The following is a 23,260-nucleotide window of genomic DNA, read 5'->3' on the forward strand; positions in this document are numbered from 1 at the left end:
CAGCCCAGGATCACAGGTCTCTGAGTTGGCCCAGTTCGCTCTCGATGATGCCGAGGATGTCCTCGGTACTCGCCGATTCGAGCATGTCGGCAACCGCCATTTCACTAGTCTCTGAACCGCTCGCGGTCACCTTCGCCAACAGCTGCCGCAGCCGTGTCTCGATACCGTTCCGGGTGATTTCGTCGAGCCCGTCCTCGGAAAGCATGTCCTCGAATCGGTCGAGGTCGGCCAGCAACGACGGCTTCTCGGCTGCGGTTTCCCCGGGAGCGATTTCCGCGAGGAGATGTTCGGCGAGGACAGTGGGTGTGGGGTAGTCGAAGATGAGGGTGGACGGCAGGCGCAGGCCTGTGGCGGCGTTGAGCCGGTTGCGCAGTTCGATCGCGGTCAGCGAGTCGAAGCCAAGTTCGCGGAACTCACGACGGACTTCCACCGCCGCGGGGTCGGAGTGTCCGAGGACGGCGGCGGCCTGAGTGCGTACCAGGTCGGCCAGCAGGCGGACCCGCTTGGGGTGGCTCAGACCGGCCAGCTGCCGGGACAGGGCCTCGCCCGCGCCACCACCCCCGGCCGCCGACGCGGCCGTACGGCGGGTGCCGCGTACCAGCCCGCGGAACAGCGGCGGCACCTGCCCTTGCGGCAGGGCGGACGGGTTCACCCGTACCGGGACGACGAGCGGGGAGTCCGAGCCGATGGCCGTGTCGAACAGGGCCAGCCCCTGCTCGGTGGTGATGGGCGGCAGAGCGGCAGCGGTCATCCGCTTCACGTCCGCCTGCGACAAGCCCCCGGTCATCCCGGTGGCCTGCGCCCACATCCCCCACGCCAAGGACAAGCCCGGCAGTCCCTGAGCCCGACGGTGGGCCATCAACGCGTCCAGCCACACATTGGCCGCCGCGTAGTTGCCCTGACCGGCGTTGCCCATCAGCCCGGAGAGCGAGGAGAACACCACGAAACCGGCCAGATCCAGGTCCTGAGTCAGCTCGTGCAGGTGCCAGGCGGCGTCCACCTTCGGCCGCAGCACCGACTCCAGGCCCTCCGGCGTCAGCGAGGCGATGGTCCCGTCCGCGAGCACACCCGCGGTGTGGATCACCGCGGTCAGCGGATGCTCGGCGCCGATTCCGGCCAGCAGCGCCGCCACCTGGTCCCGGTCGGCCACATCGCAGGCGGCGATGGTCACCTGCGCGCCCAGTTCCTGCGCCAACTCGCGTGCGCCGGCCGCTTCCAGGCCCCTTCGGCTGACCAGCAGCAGATGCCGCACCCCATGCTCGGCCACCAGATGCCGGGCCACCTCCGCACCCAGACCACCCGTACCACCGGTGATCAGCACGGTGCCTTCCGGGTTCCAGCGCTGGGGCATCGTCAGGACGATCTTGCCGGTGTGCCGGGCCTGGCTCATGAACCGGAACGCCTCACGGCCTCGTCGCACATCCCAGGCGTTGACCGGTAGCGGCCGCAACTCGCCAGCCGCGAACCACTCTGCCAGCTCGATCAGGATCTCCCGCAACCGCTCCGGTCCGGCGTCCATCATGTCGAACCAGTGGTACGTCAGCCCCGGGAACTGGTCCTGGTTGCGGATGTCCAGCTTGCCCATCTCGATGAACCGGCCGCCCGGGCGCAGCAGACGCACCGAGGCATCGATGAATTCTCCGGTCAGCGAGTTGAGGACGACGTCGATCTCCCGGTCGCGGAATCGTTCCTCGAACTCCAGGGTTCGTGAGGAGGCGATGTGATCATCTGGGATGCCCAGTGAGCGCAGCACGTCCCACTTGGCCGGGCTCGCCGTGGCGAACACCTCCACCCCCAGGCGCTGAGCCAGCTGGATCGCCGCCATGCCCACACCGCCTGTCCCGGCGTGTACCAGCAGCGACTCGCCCGGCTTCAACCCGGCCAGATCCATCAGCCCGTAATAGGACGTCAGGAACGTCACCGGAATCGTCGCCGCCTGCTCGAAGGAGATCTGGGCGGGGACCTTCACCAAGGCCCTGGCCTCCATGACGACCACCGGCCCGAACGCGGCCTCGGCCAGACCCATCACCCGGTCCCCGGGACACAGGTCGTCGACCTCGGAGCCGACCTCCAGCACCACGCCGGCGGCCTCGCTGCCCATCAGGCCGACCTTGTCCTGGTACCAGCCCAGGGCGTTGAGTCCGTCCAGCAGGTCACGGAAGTTGAGTCCTGCGGCGTGCACCGCGACGCGCACCTGCCTGGCCCCCAGCGGTTCCGCCGCTCTCGGGAAGGGGAGTAGCTCCAGGGCGTCCAGGCTGCCCTTGGCCTGGCTGCCCAGCCGCCACGGCACCCCTGTCGGAGGCACCAGACCCGCCCCCGACACCAGCGACGCCAATCGTGGCACCCGCACCTCATCGCGCCGGACCGCCGCCTGCGATTCGCCCGAGACCATGAGCGCGGCCAGTACCGCAGGCAGGGAGGACTCCTGGTCGTCCACATCCACCAGGACGAACCGGCCCGGATTCTCCGACTGCGCCGACCGCACCAGACCCCACACCGCAGCAGCCGCCAGATCGGTGATCTCCTCACCCTCACCCGCGGCCACCGCGCCCCGCGTCACGAACACCAGCCGCGAGCCCTCCAAGCGCTCGTCGGCGAGCCACCCCTGCAGCAGACCCAGCACCCCGGCGGTCACCCCATGCGCCGCGCCCACCGCATCCGCCATCGGCTCGGTGACGACCTCGACCAGCACCACATCCGGCACCGGACCAGCCTCGGCCAACGCCGACAGATCTGGATGAACCTCGACCCGCTCCCCACTCTTGGCAAGACCCAGCATGTCCCGCTCGAACCCCGCCAGACCGACCACCGCCATCGGCACCGGGTCGGCCTCCGGAATATCGGAAAGCGCGGTCCATTCCAGTCGGAACAGCCCTTCTGCTTCCGCTCCGCGACCGCCACCGCCCGCGAGCTGATCCGGCGAGAACGGCCGCAGCACCAGCGACCGCGCCGACACCACCGGCTCCCCAGCGGTATCCACCGCCGCCAGCGACACCGCGTCTTCGCCCACCTTGGCCAGCCGCACCCGCAACACCGACGCACCAACAGCGCGCAGGCACACGCCATCCCACGAGAACGGCAACCGGCCGCCCTCCACCGGCTCCAGCCCAACAAAAGTCACCGCGTGCAAGGCCGCGTCCAGCAACGCCGGATGCAACCCGAACGCACCCGCCTCCGAATGCGCCTGCTCCGGCAACGCGACCTCGGCGAAGATCTCACCATCGCGCTGCCAGGCCGCCCGCAGACCCTGGAACACCGGACCGTAGCCGAATCCGCCCGCGGCCAGGTCCTCGTACAAGCCGTCCAGCTCGATCGCAGTCGCGCCACGCGGCGGCCAGACCTCGGCATCGAACGACACGGCTTCCGGAGAACCGGTCGCGAGCGTGCCGGTGGCGTGCCGCACCCACTGCACATCGTCGCCGGCCTCCGCCGAGCGGGCGTAGATGTTCACGCTCCGGTGGCCCGACTCTTCCGGCGCGCCCACCGACACCTGCACCGCGACCGCGTCGTCCGCGCCCAGCACCAGCGGTGCGACCAGCATCAGCTCCTCGACCTGGTCGCAGCCGACCTGGTCACCGGCCCGGATCGCCAGCTCCAGGAACCCGGTTCCTGGGAAGATCACCGTGCCGGACACCATGTGATCGGCCAGCCACGGATGCGACCGCACCGACAGGCGCCCGGTCAGCAGCACACCGTCGGAGTCGGCCAGGCCCACCGCCGCACCCAGCAGCGGATGACCGGCCACCGCCAGCCCCGCCGCCGCCACATTACCCACCCGAGATGCCAGCCCCTTGGGCCAGAACCACTGACGCTGGAAGGCGTACGTCGGCAGGTCCACCCGGCGCCCGCGCGGCAGCAGCGCCCGCCAGTCCACCGGCACCCCGTGCACATGCAATTCGGCCAGCGCCGTCAGCACCGCCGTGTGCTCATCACGGTCCTTACGCAGCGCCGACACCAGCGCCACATCCGCGCCGAACGCATCCGCGGCAGAGCCGTCATCGAGAGTGTTCTGCGCCATGGCGGTCAGGACGCCGTCGGGGCCCAGCTCCAGATAGGCCCGTACGCCCTGAGTCTGTAGCGTGCGGACGCCGTCGGCGAAGCGGACCGCGCCGCGTACCTGGTCCACCCAGTAGCCCGGCGAGCACAACTGCTCGGCCGTAGCCGCCTCTCCGGTCAGGGTGGAGACGATCGGAATCTGCGGCGGGTTGTAGCTGAGCGTCCCGGCTAGGGCGCGGAAGTCCGCCAGCATTGGGTCCATCAACGGCGAGTGGAACGCGTGCGAGACCCGCAGGCGCCGCGTTCTGATCCCCTGAGATTCCAGCGCGGCGGCGACCTCAAGGACCGCCTCCTCGACGCCGGAGAGCACCAGCGAGGCCGGGCCGTTGACCGCCGCGACCGACACCTCAGCCTCACGCCCCGCCAGCAGGCCGGCGACCTGCTCCTCGGACGCCTGGACCGCGACCATCGCCCCGCCCGCGGGCAGCGCCTGCATCAACCGCGCCCGGGCCGCCACCAGCGCACACGCATCGGCCAGGGACAGCACCCCGGCCACGTGAGCCGCCGCGATCTCCCCGATCGAATGCCCGGCCAGCACATCCGGACGCACACCCCAGGACTCCACCAGCCGGAACAGGGCGGTCTCCACCGCGAACAGCGCCGGCTGCGCCCACCCCGTCTGATCCAGCGCCTCCGCTTCGGGCGTACCCAGCTCGGCGAACAGGACCTCACGCAGCGAACCATCGAGCAGCGGATCCAGCTCGCCGATCACCTCATCCAACGCCCGCGCGAACACCGGGAACCGGTCGTACAACTCCCGGCCCATGCCCGCCCGCTGACTGCCCTGACCGGTGAACAACACCGCCAGCTGCGGCTCCGCCCCGGCCACCGCACGCACCACACCCGCACCCGGCCGGTCCTCCGCCAGCGCGCCCAGCCCGGCCAGCAGACCATCACGGTCACCGGCCAGCACCACCGCACGATGCGCGAACGCCGACCGCGTCGTGGCCAGCGAGAACGCCACATCGCTGGGCCGCAGGTCAGACTCGCCGTCCAGATACGACGCCAGACGTCCGGCCTGCGCCCGCAACGCCTGATCCGTCTTGGCCGAAACCAGCACCGGCACCACACCAGCGGTCGGCGCCTGCTCCTCCGGCTCGGACTGCGGAACCTCCGGCCCTTCCTCCAAGATCACGTGGGCGTTGGTGCCGCTGAGTCCGAACGAGGAAACACCGGCCCGGCGCGGGTGACCGTTCCGCGGCCATTCCACCGGCTCGGTGAGCAGTTTGACCGCCCCCGAGTCCCAGTCCACGTGCGACGACGGCGCGTCCACATGCAGGGTCTTGGGCAGCATGCCGTGCCGCATGGCCAGCACCATCTTGATCACGCCCGCCACACCGGCTGCGGCCTGCGCGTGACCGATGTTCGACTTGATCGACCCAAGAAGCAGCGGACGGTCCTCCGGCCGATCCTGCCCATAGGTCGCCAAAAGCGCCTGTGCCTCGATCGGGTCACCCAGCGTTGTGCCGGTGCCGTGCGCCTCCATCGCGTCCACCTCGGACGGCGACAAACCGGCACCAGCCAGCGCCTGACGGATAACCCGCTGCTGCGAAGGACCGTTCGGTGCGGTCAGCCCGTTGGACGCGCCGTCCTGGTTGATCGCCGAACCACGGACGATCGCCAGCACCTGGTGCCCGTTGCGCTGAGCGTCCGACAACCGCTCCAGCACCACCACACCCACACCCTCGGACCAGCTCACCCCGTCAGCCGCGTCAGCGAAGGACTTGCACCGCCCATCAGGAGCCAGTCCGCCCTGCGCGCTGAAATCGATGAAGGCTCCCGGGGTGGCCAACACGGTCACGCCACCGGCCAGCGCCAGCGAGCAGTCACCACCACGCAGTGACTGCGCCGCCAGATGCACAGCCACCAAGGAGGCCGAGCAGGCGGTGTCCACCGTCACCGCCGGGCCCTCAAGACCCAGCGTGTAAGAGATCCGGCCGGACAGCACACTTCCGGCGGTCCCGGTCCCCAAGAAGGCCATCACCTCCAGAGGGAACTCCAGATGGCCCGAGGTGTAGTCATGGTTGATCACTCCGGCGAACACACCGGTACGGCTGCCGCGCAGCGAACCCGGCTCGATCCCCGCCCGCTCGATCGCCTCCCAGGACGTCTCCAGCAGCAACCGCTGCTGCGGATCCATCGCCAAAGCCTCACGCGGCGAAATCCCGAAGAACCCCGGATCGAACTCCCCCGCCTCGTGCAGGAAGCCGCCCTCACGCACATAACTGGTCCCGCGATTGTCCCGATCCGGGTTGAACAACCCGCCCAGATCCCAACCACGGGTCGTCGGGAACCCGCTGATCCCGTCCTCACCCTCGGCCACCAGCCGCCACAGGTCCTCCGGCGAGGCGACCCCACCCGGATACCGGCACGCCATCCCCACGATCACGATCGGGTCATCGGCCACCGGCGGCACCACCCGCGGCACCACGTCCAGGGCTTCCGCCTGCGTACCCATCAGCTCGTCGAGCAGATATTCGGCGAGGACAGTGGGCGTGGGGTAGTCGAAGATGAGGGTGGACGGCAGGCGCAGCCCGGTGGCGGCGTTGAGCCGGTTGCGCAGCTCAATCGCGGTCAGCGAGTCGAAGCCCAGCTCGCGGAACTCACGACGGACTTCCACCGCCGCGGGGTCGGAGTGTCCGAGGACGGCGGCGGCCTGAGTGCGTACCAGGTCGGCCAGCAGGCGGACCCGCTTGGGATTGTCCAGACCCGCCAGCTGCCGGGACAGCGCCCCGCTCGCGCCACCACCCGCCGCCGCCGACGCGGCCGTGCGGCGAGTGCCGCGTACCAGCCCGCGGAACAGCGGCGGGACCAGCTGAGCGGGCATCGCCGGCATGTTCACCCGTACCGGGACGACGAACGGTGAATCCGAACCGATGGCCGTGTCGAACAGTGCCAGCCCCTGGTCGGTGGTGATGGGCGGCAGCCCGGCGGCGGTCATCCGCTCTATGTCGGCCTGCGACATGCCCCCGGTCATTCCGGTGGCCTGCGCCCACAACCCCCACGCCAGGGACAGGCCCGGCAATCCCTGAGCCCGGCGGGCAGCCATCAACGCGTCCAGCCAGGCGTTGGCCGCCGCGTAGTTGCCCTGACCACGGGCACCCATCAGCCCGGACAGCGAGGAGAACACCACAAACCCGGCCAAATCCAGGTCCTGAGTCAGCTCGTGCAGGTGCCAGGCGGCGTCCACCTTCGGCCGCAACACCACATCCAGCCGCTCCGGCGTCAGCGACGCGACGGTCCCGTCGTCCAGCACACCTGCGGTGTGGATCACGGCGGTCAGCGGATGCTCGGCACCGATCCCCGCCAGCAGCGCCGCCACCTGGTCCCGATCGGCCACATCGCAGGCGGCGATGGTCACGTGCGCACCCAGTTCCTGCTCCAGCTCGCGTGCGCCGGCCGCTTCCAGGCCCCTTCGGCTGACCAGCAGCAGATGCCGCACGCCATGTTCGGCCACCAGATGCCGGGCCACCTCCGCACCCAGACCACCCGTACCACCGGTGATCAACACGGTGCCTTCCGGGTTCCAGCGGCGCGGCATCGTCAGGACGATCTTGCCGGTGTGCCGGGCCTGGCTCATGAACCGGAACGCCTCACGGCCCCGGCGCACATCCCACGCCGTCAACGGCAACGGCCGCAGTTCGCCAGCCGCGACCAACCCCGCCAGCTCGACCAGGATCTCGTGCAACCGCTCCGGTCCGGCGTCCATCACATCGAACCAGTGATACACCAGCCCCGGGAACTGCTCCTGGTCACGGATGTCCAGCTTGCCCATCTCGATGAACCGACCACCCGGACGCAGCAACCGCGCAGTGGCGTCGATGAACTCCCCGGTCAGCGAGTTGAGGACCACATCGATCCCCCGATCGCCACACACCTCCCGGAAGCGCTCCTCGAACTCCAGACTCCGCGACGAGGCGATGTGATCGTCCGGGATGCCCAGCGAGCGCAGCACATCCCACTTGGCCGGGCTCGCCGTGGCGAACACCTCGACCCCCAGCCGCTGGGCCAGCTGAATCGTCGCCATGCCCACGCCGCCCGTCCCGGCGTGCACCAGCAGCGACTCGCCCGGCTTCAACCCGGCCAGATCCATCAGCCCGTAATAGGACGTCAGGAACGTCACCGGAATCGTCGCCGCCTGCTCGAAGGTGAGCCCATCGGGCATCTTGGTCAGGTAATGGGCCCAGGCCACCGCCACCGGGCCGAACGAACCGGAGGCCAGACCCATCACCCGGTCCCCCGGGCGCAGGTCCTCCACCCCCGGGCCGACCTCCAGCACCACCCCGGCCGCCTCACCACCCATCAGACTGACCGTGTCCTGGAAGTCCTGGAACCAGCCCAGCGCGTTCAACCCGTCCAGCAGGTCACGGAAGTTCACCCCCGCCGCATGCACCTCCAGGCGCACCTGACCGGCTTCCAACGGCCCGGCCGCCTGCGGGAAGGGAAGCAGTTCCAGAGCGTCCAGGCTGCCCTTGGCCTGGCTGCCCAGCCGCCACGCCGTACCGGACGGAGGCAGCAGACCCGCCCCCGACACCAGCGACGCCAACCGCGGCACCCGCACCGCACCGGCACGTAGCGCCACCTGCGGCTCATCGCAGGCCAGCACCTCGGCCAGAACCGACTCGGACAGCTCCCCATCAACGTCCACCAGGACAAACCGCCCCGGATTCTCCGACTGCGCCGACCGCACCAGCCCGCACGCGGCAGCCGCAGCCAGATCAGTGACCACCTCGCCCTCACCCGCGGTCACCGCACCCCGCGTCACGAACACCAGACGCGAATCGCCGAACCGCTCCTCGGCCAGCCAGCCCTGCAGCAGGCTCAACACTCCAGCGGTCACCCCGTGCGCCGCGCCCACCGCATCCGCCATCGGCTCGGTGACGACCTCGACCAGCACCACATCCGGCACCGGACCCGCCTCAGCCAGCGCCGGGAGGTCACGATGAACCGCGACCGACTCCCTTATCCTCACAAGCCCCAGTAGCTCGGACCCGGCGAAACCAACCACCGCCATCGACACCGGATCGGCCGGAGAGACTTCAGAAAGCTCCGACCACTCCAGCCGGAACAGCCCCTCCCCTTCCGCTCCGCGACCGCCCACGGGCCGATCGGACGAGATCTGCCGCAACACCAGCGACCGCGCCGACGCCACCGGCTCTCCAGCGGTGTCCACCGCCGCCAGCGACACCGAATCCGGACCCGTCCGAGCCAGCCGCACCCGCAACATCGACGCACCAACGGCGTGCAGGCACACCTCACCCCACGAGAACGGCAACCGGCCGCCCTCGGAATCGTCCAGCCCAACGAAAGTCACCGCGTGCAAGGCCGCGTCCAGCAACGCCGGATGCAACCCGAACGCAGCCGCCTCCGAATGCGCCTGCTCGGGCAACGCGACCTCGGCGAAGATCTCACCGTCAGATCCACGCCAGACCGCCCGCAGCCCCTGGAACATCGGGCCGTAGCCCAGCCCCCCGGAGGCCAGCGCGTCATACAGCCCGTCCAGCTCGATCGCGGTCGCGCCGGCCGGAGGCCACACCGCCGCATCGAACGGCACCTCGGCCCTGCCCCCCGTGGCGAGCGTCCCGGTGGCGTGCCGCACCCACTGCGCATCGCCGCCCGCCTCCGCCGGGCGGGCATAGATGTTCACGCTCCGGTGGCCCGACTCTTCCGGCGCACCCACCGCGATCTGGATCGCGACCGCCTCGCCCTCGCCCAGTACCAGGGGCGTGGCCAGCGTCAGCTCCTCGACCACATCGCAGCCGACCTGGTCACCCGCCTGGATCGCCAGCTCAAGGAATCCGGTGCCGGGGAAGAAGACCATCCCGGCCACCAGGTGATCGGCCAGCCACGGATGCGAAGCGATCGACAGGCGCCCGGTCAGCACCACCCCGTCGGAATCGGCCAGGCCCACGGCCGCCCCCAGCAGAGGATGCCTGGTCGCGGACAGGCCCAGAACACGGGCATCACCGCCCTGCCTGGCGTTCGGCCAGAACCGCTGGTGCTGGAAGGCATAGGTCGGCAGATCGACCTGACGCCCGCCCGGCAGTACGGCCTGCCAGTCCACGGCCACACCGCGCACGAACAGCTCAGCCGCCGAGACCAGCAGCCGGTCCAGCCCGCCCTCATCCCGACGCAACGTACCGGAGATCACCGCATCCACCGCGGCCTCGTCCACGCACTCGCCGATGCCGACCGTCAGCACCGGATGCGGACTCACCTCCGCGAACGCCCGATACCACTGCTCCAGCAACTGCCCGATCGCCGGGGCGAAGGCCACCGTGTTGCGCAGATTGTCACACCAGTACCTCGCGTCGAGTTCCGGCCCTTCCACCCACTGGCCGGTCACGGTCGACAGCATCGGCACCCGGACCGGCTGCGCCACTACCCCTGCCAGGACCTGGGCCAGTTCCTCACCGATCAGATCAACCTGAGCCGAATGCGAGGCATAGTCCACCGCGATCCGCCGGACCCGCACCTCCTCAGCAGCAAGCCGCTCGACCAGTTCCTCCACGGCCGCGACCTCACCGGCCACCACCACCGAGCGAGGACCGTTGACCGCCGCCACCGAAAGCCGCCCGTCCCATACGGCCAGCCGCTCACGGACCTGCTCGACCGGCAACGCCACCGAGGCCATCGCGCCGAGCCCGGCCAGCCGGTCGGCGATCAAGCGGCTGCGCAACGCCACCACGCGCGCGCCGTCCTGCAACGACAGACCACCCGCGACCACCGCAGCCGCGATCTCGCCCTGCGAGTGACCGACCACGGCGTCGGGGCGGACCCCCAAGGACTCCCAGACCGCAGCCAAAGAGACCATCACCGCGAACGACACCGGCTGGACCACATCCACCCGGTCCAGCGACGGGGCGTCCTCGGTCTGGCGGATCACGTCCAGCAGCGACCAGTCCACGAACGGCTCCAGCGCCGCCGCGCACTCCGCCATCCGGCCCGCGAAGACCGGCGACTCCTCAAGGAGCTGCCTGCCCATACCCGCCCACTGGGCTCCCTGACCCGGGAACACCCACACCGACTTCCCGACGACATCGGCCACGCCCTGGACCACGCCACCGGCCGCGGGCTCGCCCGAGGCAACCGCGCCCAAGCCCGCGAGCAGTTCCTGATGGTCACGTCCGACCACCACCGCACGGTGTTCAAACACCGACCGCGACACCACCAGCGACGACCCCACATCAACCGGGTCCAGCTCGCCGGCCTCCACATGCGCCGCCAGACGACGCGCCTGACCACGCAACGACTCAGGGGTCTTCGCCGACACCACCCACGGCACGACACCCGGCGCCCGGTCCTGCGGAGTGTCCTCCCCTTCCGGTGTTTCCGGTCCCTGTTCGAGGATGATGTGCGCGTTGGTGCCGCTGATCCCGAACGACGACACACCCGCCCGGCGCGGATGACCATTCCGCGGCCACTCCACCGGCTCGGTCAGCAGTTCCACCGCACCGGCCGACCAGTCCACGTGCGAGGACGGTTCCGTCACGTGAAGCGTCTTGGGTAGCACGCCATGCCGCATGGCCATGACCATCTTGATCACACCAGCGACCCCGGCGGCGGCCTGGGTGTGGCCGAGGTTCGACTTGATCGACCCAAGAAGCAGCGGCCGGTCCTCCGGCCGGTCCTGCCCATAGGTCGCCAAAAGCGCCTGTGCCTCGATCGGGTCACCCAGCGTCGTACCGGTGCCGTGCCCTTCCATCGCGTCCACCTCGGACGCCGACAAACCGGCACCGGCCAGCGCCTGCCGGATCACCCGCTGCTGCGAAGGACCGTTCGGCGCGGTCAACCCGTTCGACGCGCCGTCCTGGTTGACCGCCGAACCACGGACGATCGCCAGCACCTGATGCCCGTTGCGCTGAGCGTCCGACAGCCGCTCCAGCACCACCACACCCACACCCTCGGACCAGCTCACCCCGTCAGCCGCGTCAGAGTAGGACTTGCACCGGCCGTCGCCGGCCAGCCCGCCCTGCTCGCTGAAGCCGATGAACGGCGTCGGGGTGGCCATCACGGTCACGCCACCGGCCAGCGCCAGCGAGCAGTCACCACCACGCAGCGCCTGCGCCGCCAGATGCAGCGCCACCAGCGACGACGAACACGCGGTGTCCACCGTCACCGCCGGACCCTCCAACCCCAGCGTGTACGAGAGACGGCCGGACAACACACTTCCGGCGGTCCCGGTCCCCACGAAGCTCATCACCTCCAGCGGGAAGTCCAGACGGCCCGGGTTGTAGTCGTGATACATCACTCCGGCGAACACACCGGTACGGCTGCCGCGCAGCGAACCCGGCTCGATCCCCGCCCGCTCGACCGCTTCCCAGGACGTCTCCAGCAGCAGCCGCTGCTGCGGATCCATCGCCAAAGCCTCACGCGGCGAAATGCCGAAGAACCCCGGATCGAACTCCCCGGCCTCGTGGAGGAAGCCGCCCTCACGCACATAACTGGTCCCGCGATTGTCCCGATCCGGGTTGAACAGCGCGGCCAGATCCCAACCACGGGTCGTCGGGAACGCGCTGATCCCGTCCCCGCCCTCGGCCACCAGACGCCACAGGTCCTCCGGCGAGGCGACCCCACCCGGATACCGGCACGCCATCCCCACGATCACGATCGGGTCATCGGCCACCGGCGGCACCACCCGCGGCGCCGCGTCCAGGGCTTCCGCCTGCGTACCCATCAGCTCGTCGAGCAGATGTCTGGCGAGCACGGTCGGGGTCGGGTAGTCGAACACCAGCGTGGCCGACAGACGCAGACCCGTCGCGGCGTTCATCCGGTTGCGCAACTCGACCGCCGTCAGCGAGTCGAAACCCAGCTCCCGGAACTCCCGCCGCACCTCCACCGTGTCGCGCGTGGCGTGGCCCAGCACGAGCGCCACCTCGGTCCGCACCACGTCCAGCAGGACCTCGATGCGTTCCGCGGCGCCCAGGGGAGCGAGTTGCCGCAGGAGTTTGCTCTGGCCTTGTGGTGCGACCGCCTTCGTGCGGCGTACGGCGGGGACCAGCCCGCTCAGCATCGGCGGTAGCTCCTCGTACGCCCGCAGGGCCGACATGTTCAGCCGTACCGGGGCCACCGCCGATTCGCCGGAGGCGACGGCCGCGTCGAACAACGCCATGCCCTGCGAGAGTGAGATCAGCCGCAGCGCGCTCATGGTCAACCGGTTGACGTCCACCTGGGACAACCGGCTGGTCATCCCGGCCTCCGTCGACCACGGCCCCCAGGCCAGCGACAGCGCCGGCAGGCCCGCTCCTCTCCGGTGCTGGACCAGCGCGTCCAGGAACGCGTTACCCGCCGCGTAGTTGCCCTGCCCGGACCCGCCGAACGTGCCGGACACCGACGAGAACACGATGAAGGCGGCCAGGTCCATGTCCCGCGTGAGCTCGTGCAGGTGCCAGGCGGCGTCCACCTTGGGACGCAACACCCCGGCGACGCGCTCAGGCGTCAGCAGGGGAATCGTCCCGTCGTCCAGGACACCGGCCGTGTGAATCACCGCGGTCAGCGGCCGGTCGGCATTCGCCAGCAGCTCCGCCAGCGCGTCCCGGTCCGAGACGTCGCACGCCACCACGCTCACCTGGGCACCGCCGGCGACCAGGTCCGCCTGTAGCTCCTCCGCTCCCGGGGCGTCCAGGCCCCGGCGGCTCACCAGCAGCAGGTGCCGTACCTCGTGTTCGGCCACCAGGTGCCGGGCCACGCGCGCGCCCAGGCCTCCGGTCCCACCGGTGATCAACACCGTGCCTTCGGGGTTCCAGGCTCGGACGTCGTGTTCGTCCGGTGACAGGCGGGCGAGGCGGGGAACCCGCGCCTCGAAGTCGCGCACCGCCGCCTGTTGCTCACCGCTGGCCAGCAGGACGGGCAGCGCCGACAGGGCGGTCTCCTGCTCCTCCGCATCGGCCAGCAGGAAGCGGCCAGGATTCTCCGCCTCCGCGCTACGGACCAGCCCCCACACGGTGGCCGCAGCCGGGTTCGAGACGGTCTCGCCCGGACCGGTCGCGACCGCGCCCCGGGTGACGAACACCAGGCGCGAGTCGGCGAATCGCTCATCGGCGAGCCACTGCTGCAGCAGGCTCAGAACACGTGTGGTCAGTTCGTGCGCCGATTCCGCCATGTTCGCGGAGTCGGCGACGTCGATCTCGACGGTCACCAGGTCGGGCACCCTGCCGGCCGGCAGGTCCAGGGAATCGAGGTCGCCGGTGAGTTCGGCCACCTCCAACCCGATCACGGCGTCCACCGGGGAGACCGTCATCGGTACGGTGACCCAGTCCAGCCGGAACAGCGAGTCGCGTTCCACGCCGTGATCGTGGGCGGCCAGCTGATCGGCCGAAACCGGCCGCAGTATCAGCGAGCGCGCCGACAGCACCGGCTCTCCGGCCGCGTCCACCGCGATCAGCGACACCGAATCGTCACCGGCCTGGGCCAGCCGTACGCGCAACGCCGACGCGCCCGCGGCCCGGAGGCTCACCTCGCTCCACGAGAACGGCAGCCTGCCGCCGGCCGTCTCCATCCCGACGAACGGCACCGAGTGCAGGGCCGCGTCGAGCAGCGCCGGATGCAGGGCGAACAGACCGCCGTCGGCGACCTGCTCGGGCAGGGCGACCTCGGCGAACACCTCGCCGCCCGCGCCCTTCCAAGCCGCCTGCAGGCCCTGGAACACCGGCCCGTAGGCGAGCCCGTCCTCGGCCAGCCGCTCGTACAGGCCGTCGAGCTCGATCTCGGTCGCGCCCTGCGGCGGCCAGGCTTCGGTGTCGAGCCGCTCGGCGCGCCGGTCGCCGGGGATGAGGGCGCCGACCGCGTGCCGTACCCACGGCAGGTGGTCCTCGGCCTCCGCCGGTCGGGCGTAGATGTTCACGGCACGACGACCCGACTCCTCCGGGGCACCCACCGACACCTGCACCGCGACCGCGTCCTCCGCGCCCAGCACCAGCGGGGCGGCCAGGGTCAGCTCCTCGACCAGGTCGCAGCCGACCTGGTCACCGGCCCGGATCGCCAGCTCAAGGAACCCGGTGCCCGGGAAGAACACCATCCCGCCGACCACGTGGTCAGCCAGCCAGGGGTGCGACTGTACGGACAGCCGCCCGGTCAGCAACACGCCGTCGGAGTCGGCCAGGCGAACGGCGGCGCCCAGGAGCGGATGCTCCGCCGCGGCCAGGCCCAGACCGCGGGCATCCCCGATCTTCTTGCCGTTCGGCCAGTAGTGCTCCCGCTGGAAGGCATAGGTGGGCAGTTCCACCCTGCCGGCGCCGGGGAAGACCGCCCGCCAGTCGAGCGGTACGCCGTGCACGTGCAGCTCCGCCAGCGCGGTCATGGCCGCCAACTGCTCGTCGCGGTCTCGCCGCAGCACCGGCACCAGCACCGGGTCCGATTCGGCGGCCGCGGAGTCGGCCAGCGCGGCGAGGGTGTCGTCGGCCATCGCGGTCAGCACCCCGTCGGGGCCCAGTTCCAGATAGGCCCGTACGCCTCGGGCGTGCAGGGCGTGGATGGCGTCCGCGAACCTGACCGCACCGCGAACCTGGTCCACCCAGTAACCCGGCGAGCACAGCTCCTCGGCCACCGGCTGTCCGGTCAGCGTCGACACGATCGGGATCTCCTGGGCACGGTAGGTCAGCGTCTCGGCGACCGCCCGGAAGTTCTCCAGCATCGGGTCCATCAGCGGCGAGTGGAACGCGTGCGACACTCGCAGCCGCCGCGTTCTGACGCCCTGGGATTCCAGCGCGGCGGCGACCTCAAGGACCGCCTCCTCGACCCCGGAGAGCACCAGCGAGGCAGGACCGTTGACCGCCGCGATCGACACCTGGTTTTCGCGTCCGGCCAGCAGGTCGGCGACCTGGTCCTCCGACGCCTGGACCGCGACCATCGCCCCACCCACGGGCAGCGCCTGCATCAACCGCGCCCGGGCCGCCACCAGCGCACACGCATCACTCAGCGAGAGCACCCCGGCCACATGCGCCGCCGTGATCTCACCGATCGAATGACCGGCCAACACATCCGGCCGCACACCCCAGGACTCGATCAGCCGGAACAGGGCGGTCTCCAGCGCGAACAGCGCCGGCTGCGCCCACCCCGTCTGGTCCAGCAACTCCGTCTCGGCGAACATGACGTCGCGCAGCGGCCTGTCGAGCAGCGGGTCCAGCTCCGCGACCACCGCGTCCAACGCCTTGGCGAACACCGGGAACCGCTCATACAGCTCGCGGCCCATTCCTGCCCGCTGGCTGCCCTGACCGGTGAACAGCACCGCCAACTGGGGCTCGGCATCGGCCACCCCACGCACCGCACCCGGCAGATCCTCAGCCAGCGCGCCCAAACCGGCCAGCACACTCTCGCGGTCGCTCGCCAGCAGCACCGCGCGATGCTCGAACGCCGACCGCGTCGTAGCCAGCGAGAACGCGGTGTCGGCCAGCGCCACCTCGGGATGGTCCTCCACATGCGCGGCCAGCTGTCCGGCCTGCGCTTGCAGGGCCCCTGCCGTACGGCCCGACACCAGCACCGGCAGCAACACCCCCGGCTCCGCCGCGGTCCGCGGAGCCTCCTGGGGGTCGCCCTGCTCGATGATCACGTGGGCGTTGGTGCCGCTGATCCCGAAGGACGACACGCCGGCCCGCCACGGCCGCTCCACCTGCGGCCAGGCCCGCTGCTCGGTCAGCAGCTCCACCGCGCCAGCGGCCCAGTCCACGTGCGAGGACGGCGCATCCACATACAACGTCTTGGGCAGCACGCCATGGTCCATGGCCAGGATCATCTTGATCACGCCTGCCACGCCCGCCGCCGCCTGGGTGTGGCCGATGTTCGACTTGATCGACCCAAGAAGCAGCGGACGATCCCCCGGCCGATCCTGCCCATAGGTCGCCAGAAGCGCCTGCGCCTCGATCGGGTCACCCAGCGTCGTACCGGTGCCGTGCGCCTCGACCACGTCCACCTCGGACGGCGACAGACCGGCGTCGGCCAGTGCCTGCCGGATGACCCGCTGCTGCGACGGGCCGTTCGGCGCGGTCAACCCGTTCGACGCGCCGTCCTGGTTGACCGCCGACCCGCGCAGCACGGCCAGGACCCGGTGGCCGTTTCGCCGCGCGTCCGACAGGCGCTCCAGCACCACCACACCCACGCCCTCGGCCCAGCTCGTGCCGTCGGCCGCGTCGGCGAAGGACTTGCACCGCCCGTCAGGCGCCAGCCCGCCCTGCTCACTGAAGTCGATGAAAGCACCCGGCGTGGCCATCACGGTCACACCACCGGCCAGCGCCAGACCGCACTCGCCCAGGCGCAGCGCCTGCGCGGCCAGATGGATGGTGACCAGGGACGACGAACAGGCGGTGTCCACCGTCATCGCCGGACCCTCCAGGCCCAGCGTGTAGGAGATCCGGCCCGACAGGACGCTTCCGGCGTTGCCGGTGCCGAAGAAGCTCATCACGTCCGGCGGGAATTCCGCGCTGGACGCGTAGTCGTGATACGTGACGCCGGCGAACACGCCGGTACGGCTGCCGCGCAGTGAGACCGGGTCTATCCCGGCCCGCTCGAAAGCCTCCCACGACGTCTCCAGCAGCAACCGCTGCTGCGGATCCATCGCCAACGCCTCACGCGGCGAAATACCGAAGAACCCCGGATCGAACTCCCCCGCCTCGTGCAGGAACCCGCCCTCACGCACATAGCTGGTCCCCCGGCGCGTCCGATCGGGGTTGTACAACTCCCCCAGATCCCAGCCACGCGAGGTCGGGAACCCGCTGATCCCGTCCCCGCCCTCGGCGACCAGCCGCCACATGTCTTCCGGAGAGCTCACGCCGCCCGGATAGCGGCACGCCATCGACACGATGGCGATCGGATCGTCCGCGACCGATGCGAGGGTGGGCGGGCTGATCACGTCGGCGTGCCGGCCGAGCAGTTCGCCCAGCAGGAACTCCGCCAGCACGGTCGGTGTCGGATAGTCGAACACCAGCGTGGACGGCAACCGCAGCCCCGTCGCGCTGTTCAGCCGGTTACGCAACTCCACCGCGGTCAGCGAGTCGAAACCCAGCTCGCGGAACTCCCGTCTCATCTCCAGCGTGCCGGGCGAAACGTGGCCCAGGACCATGGCCACCTCGGTGCGTACCAGCTCAACCAGCAGCCGCGTCCGATCGGCCTGGCCCAGGCCGGCCAGTCGCCGAAGGAGCGCCCCGTCAGCCCCCGCCGACGCCGCCGACCGGCGCACGCCTCGCACCAGCCCCTGCAGCAGATGCGGCACCCACCCCTGCGCGCGCACCGCCGACACGTCAAACCGCGCCGCCACAACCGCCGCGCGACCCACCGCACCCGCCGCGTCGAACAACGCCAACCCCTGCGCCGCCGACAAAGGCAACATCCCGGCCCGCGCGATCCGCCGCATATCGGCCTCGCCCAGCGCGCCGGTCATCCCGCTGTCCTGCGCCCACGGACCCCACGCCAGCGACAGCCCTGCCTGTCCCTCGGCTCGCCGGTACTCGGCCAGCGCGTCCAGGAACGCGTTCGCCGCCGCGTAATTGGCCTGGCCCGCACCGCCGAACGTCCCCGCCACCGACGAGAACATGACGAACGCGGCCAAGTCGCCATCACGGGTGAGCTCGTGCAAGTGCCAGGCCGCGTCCACCTTCGGGCGAAACACGCTCTCCAGCCGCTCCGCCGACAGCGACCCGATCGTCCCGTCGTCCAGCACACCCGCCGTGTGAATCACCGCGGTCAACGGATGCTCAGCCGGTACCAGAGCCAGCAACGCCGCCACCTGATCCCGATCGGCCACGTCGCAGGCCGCGATCGTGACCTCGACGCCGTGCGCGATCAGCTCGGCCTGCAACTCCACCGCGCCCGGAGCGTCCGCCCCTCGGCGGCTGACCAGCAGCAGGTGCCGTATGTTGCGTTCGGCCACCACATGCCGGGCGAACAGCGCGCCCAGACCACCGGTACCGCCGGTGATCAGCACCGTCCCGTCCGGGTCCCACGGCCGTTCGACCTCGGGGCCGGGCACCACCCGTGCCAGCCGGGCCACCCGCACCTCACTACCGCGCACCGCCACCTGCGGCTCGCCCGACGCCAGCACCCCGGCCAGCACCGATGCGGAGATCTCCTGATCGTCCGTATCGACCAGCACGAACCGGCCGGGATTCTCCGACTGCGCAGTGCGGACCAACCCCCACACCGCGGAAGCCGGCAGGTCCGCGACCACCTCGCCGCCGTCCGCGGCGATCGCACCCCGGGTGAGGAACACCAGCCGTGAATCGGCGAACCGCTCGTCCGCCAGCCACTGCTGCACGACCTCCAGTACCCGGGCGGTCAGCTCATGCGCCGACTCCACCACCCCGGCCGCCGGATCCGAGACCGCCTCCATCACCACCACAGGCGGCACAACCTCGGCCACACCCAGAAAGTCCAGGTCCAGTGCCATCACCGGCACGGGATCGGCCGCAGGGAGCTCCTTCAGTGGCGTCCACTCCACCTCGAACAGCGCATTCCGTTCCACCCCGCGGCTGCCACCGGCAGCGGCGAACCAGTCGTACGAGATCGCGCGCAGCACCAGCGACCGCACCGACAGCACCGGTTCCCCGGCGGCATCCAGCGCGAGCACCGACACCGAATCCGCGCCCGTCCTGGCCAGCCGCACCCGCAACAGCGACGCACCACCCGCGTGCAGGCACACGCCGCCCCAGGAGAACGGCGTCCGCGCACCCTCGGAATCACCCAGACCGGCGAACGGCAGCGCGTGCAGGGCAGCGTCAAGCAGCGCCGGATGCACCCCGAACGAACCCGCGCTCGACTCCACCTGCCCCGGTAACACGACCTCGGCGAACACGTCACCATCGGCGCCACGCCAAGCCGCCTTCAGTCCCTGGAACACCGGACCGTAACTCAACCCGCTCGCGTCCAGCCGCTCATACAGCCCATCGAGCTCGATCACGGACGCGCCCTCCGGCGGCCACACCGTCGCGTCGAACGCCTCGGCCACCCGGCCGCCGTCCGTCAGCACACCGGTGGCGTGCCGGATCCACGGCTCCTCATCGGCAGCCTCGGCCGGCCGGGCATAGACGCCCAGCTCACGCCGGCCCGACTCGTCGGGCGCCCCCACCCACACCTGAACCGCGACCGCGTCCCGCTCACTCAGCACCAGCGGCGCGTTGAGCGTGAGCTCCTCCACCACATCGCAGCCGACCTGATCGGCCGCCCGCACAGCCAGTTCCACGAACGCCGAGCCCGGCACCACCGCCGAACCCAGCACCGCGTAATCCGCCAGCCACGGATGCGACCGGAGCGACAACCTGCCGGTCAGCAACACCCCGTCCGCACCGGCCAGCCCCACCGCCGCGCCCAGCAGCGGGTGTCCCGCGGCAGCGAGGCCCGCCGCCGCCACATTCCCCAGCCGTGAACCTGCCCCATCAGGCCAGAACCGCTGACGCTGGAAGGCATAGGTCGGCAGATCGACAGGGCGCCCGCCCGGCAGCAGCGCCCGCCAATCCACCGCCACGCCGTGCACATACAGCTGAGCCAGCGCCGCCATGACCGCGGACTCCTCGTCGCGGTCCCTGCGCAGCGCCGACACCAGCGCCACATCCGCGCCGAACACATCCACGGCAGAGCCGTCATCGAGAGTGTCCTGCGCCATGGCTGTCAGGACGCCGTCGGGGCCCAGCTCCAGATACACCCGTACGCCCTGAGTCTGGAGCGTGCGGACGCCGTCGGCGAAGCGGACCGCGCCGCGTACCTGGTCCACCCAGTAGTCCGGCGAGCACAACTGCTCGGCCGTGGCCGCCTGGCCGGTCAGAGTGGAGACGATCGGAATCTGCGGCGGGTTGTAGCTGAGCGTCCCGGCCAGGGCGCGGAAGTCCGCCAGCATCGGGTCCATCAACGGCGAGTGGAACGCGTGCGAGACCCGCAGCCGCCGCGCTCTGACCCCCTGGGATTCCAGCGCGGCGGCGACCTCAAGCACCGCCTCCTCGACACCGGAGAGCACCAGCGAGGCAGGACCGTTGACCGCCGCGACCGACACCTGGTTTTCGCGTCCGGCCAGCAGATCGGCGACCTGGTCCTCCGACGCCTGGACCGCGACCATCGCCCCACCCACGGGCAGCGCCTGCATCAACCGCGCCCGGGCCGCCACCAGCGCACACGCATCACTCAGCGAGAGCACCCCGGCCACATGCGCCGCCGTGATCTCCCCGATCGAATGACCGGCCAACACATCCGGCCGCACACCCCACGACTCGATCAGCCGGAACAGGGCCGTCTCCACCGCGAACAACGCCGGCTGCGCCCACCCCGTCTGATCCAGCAGCCCGGCCTGCTCGTCGAACAGCACCTCACGCAACGACCCATCCAGCAAGGGGTCGAACTCGCTGATCACCTCATCCAGCGCCCGCGCGAAAACCGGGAACAGGTCGTACAACTCCCGGCCCATCCCCGCCCGCTGACTCCCCTGACCGGTGAACAGGAATGCGAGCTTGCCCCGCTGCCCGCTCTGCCCCACCACGACGCCCGCGCCCGGCCGCCCCTCGGCCAGGGCCCGAAGCCCGGCCACGACATCCTCGCGATCACCGGCCAGCACGGCGGCCCGGTGCTCGAAGACCGATCGCGTCGTGACAAGAGAAAGAGCCATGTCGGCAAGCGCCAGATCAGGCTCATCTTCGACGAAGGACGCCAGCCGCTCGGCCTGCGCCCGCAGCGCCTCCTCCGTACGGCCTGACACCAGCACGGGCGTCACACCGGCAGCCGCAGGATCCTCCGCGCCCGCCGCGATTCCCGCGTTCTCCGGCGCCTGCTCGATGATCACATGGGCGTTGGTGCCGGTAAGCCCGAATGAGGACACCCCGGCCCGCCACGGCCGATCCACCTGAGGCCAGGGCCTGGCTTCGGCCAGCAGTTCCACCGCGCCCGCCGACCAGTCCACATGCGACGACGGCCCGTCCACGTGCAACGTCTTGGGCAGCACCCCGTGCCGGAGCGCCATGACCATCTTGATCACACCCGCCACGCCGGCGGCGGCCTGGGTGTGGCCGATGTTCGACTTCACCGAACCCAGGAGGAGCGGCCGGTCCTGCGGCCGATCCTGCCCGTACGTCGCCAGCAGCGCCTGCGCCTCGATCGGATCACCCAGCGTGGTCCCCGTACCGTGCCCCTCCACCACGTCCACGTCGGCGGGAGTCAGCCCGGCGCTGCCCAGCGCCTGCCGGAGCACCCGCTGCTGCGACGGACCGTTCGGCGCGGTGAAGCCGTTGGAGGCGCCGTCCTGGTTCACCGCCGACCCGCGCAGGACCGCGAGGACCTGACGCCCGTTACGCTGGGCGTCCGACAGCCGCTCCAGCACCAGCATGCCCACACCCTCGGACCAGCCCGTGCCGTCGGCCGCGTCGGCGAAGGCCTTGCACCGGCCGTCCGGGGCCAGCCCGCCCTGGCGGGAGAACTCCACGAACGCGCCTGGGGTGGCCATCACGGTCGCTCCGCCCGCCAGCGCCAGCGAACACTCCCCAGCCCGCAGCGCCTGCACCGCCAGGTGCATCGCCACCAGCGACGACGAACACGCCGTGTCCACCGTCACCGCCGGGCCCTCCAACCCGAGGGTGTAGGAAAGCCGTCCGGAGGCCGCGCCCGCGCCCAGGCCGGTCCCGACGTTGCCCTCGAGGTCGGCCAGCGAGTTCACCATCAGGTAGGAGTAGTCCTGCCCACTCATCCCCACGAAGACCCCGGTACGGCTGCCGCGCAGCCGGGCGGCGTCGATCCCGGCCCGCTCGACGGCCTCCCACGACACCTCGAGCAGCAGCCGCTGCTGCGGATCCATCCCCAGCGCCTCACGCGGCGAAATACCGAAGAACCCGGGGTCGAAGCCCGCGACGTCGTGGATGAAACCGCCCTCGCGCGTGTCGGTTCGCGCCCGGCCATCGGCATCACGATCGGACAGCTGGTCGAGATCCCAGTCGCGGTCGGTCGGGAAGCCCGAAATGGCGTCCCGGCCTTCGGCGACGAGCCGCCACAGATCCTCAGGCGAAGCAAGACCGCCCGGGAACCGGCAGCTCATCGCCACGATGGCGATCGGCTCGGTGGTGACCGCGACCAGCTTCTGGTACTGGCGCCGCAGCCGTTCCGCCTCCTTCATGGACGTCCGGAGCGCCTGTACCACCTGCTCACTGGGCGTATCCATCACAACCTCCGTGCATCGAGCGAGGCGGCCAAGGGGAGGGGGACCCCGGCCGGACCTCGCAGGAAGAAGTCGCCGAGCATGCCATCC

General features: G+C 70.7%; 1 protein-coding gene. It reads right to left on the reverse strand.

Annotated elements, in window-relative coordinates:
* Nucleotides 1-10: 10 nt before the first annotated feature.
* Nucleotides 11-23,173: a type I polyketide synthase gene (locus tag KIP79_RS09175; RefSeq protein WP_214104276.1), complete on the reverse strand. Its 23,163-nt coding sequence runs from the start codon at nt 23,171-23,173 to the stop codon at nt 11-13.
* Nucleotides 23,174-23,260 lie beyond the last annotated feature (87 nt).

Origin of the sequence: Acrocarpospora catenulata, from assembly GCF_018476525.1 — a bacterium.
Classification (GTDB): domain Bacteria; phylum Actinomycetota; class Actinomycetes; order Streptosporangiales; family Streptosporangiaceae; genus Acrocarpospora; species Acrocarpospora catenulata.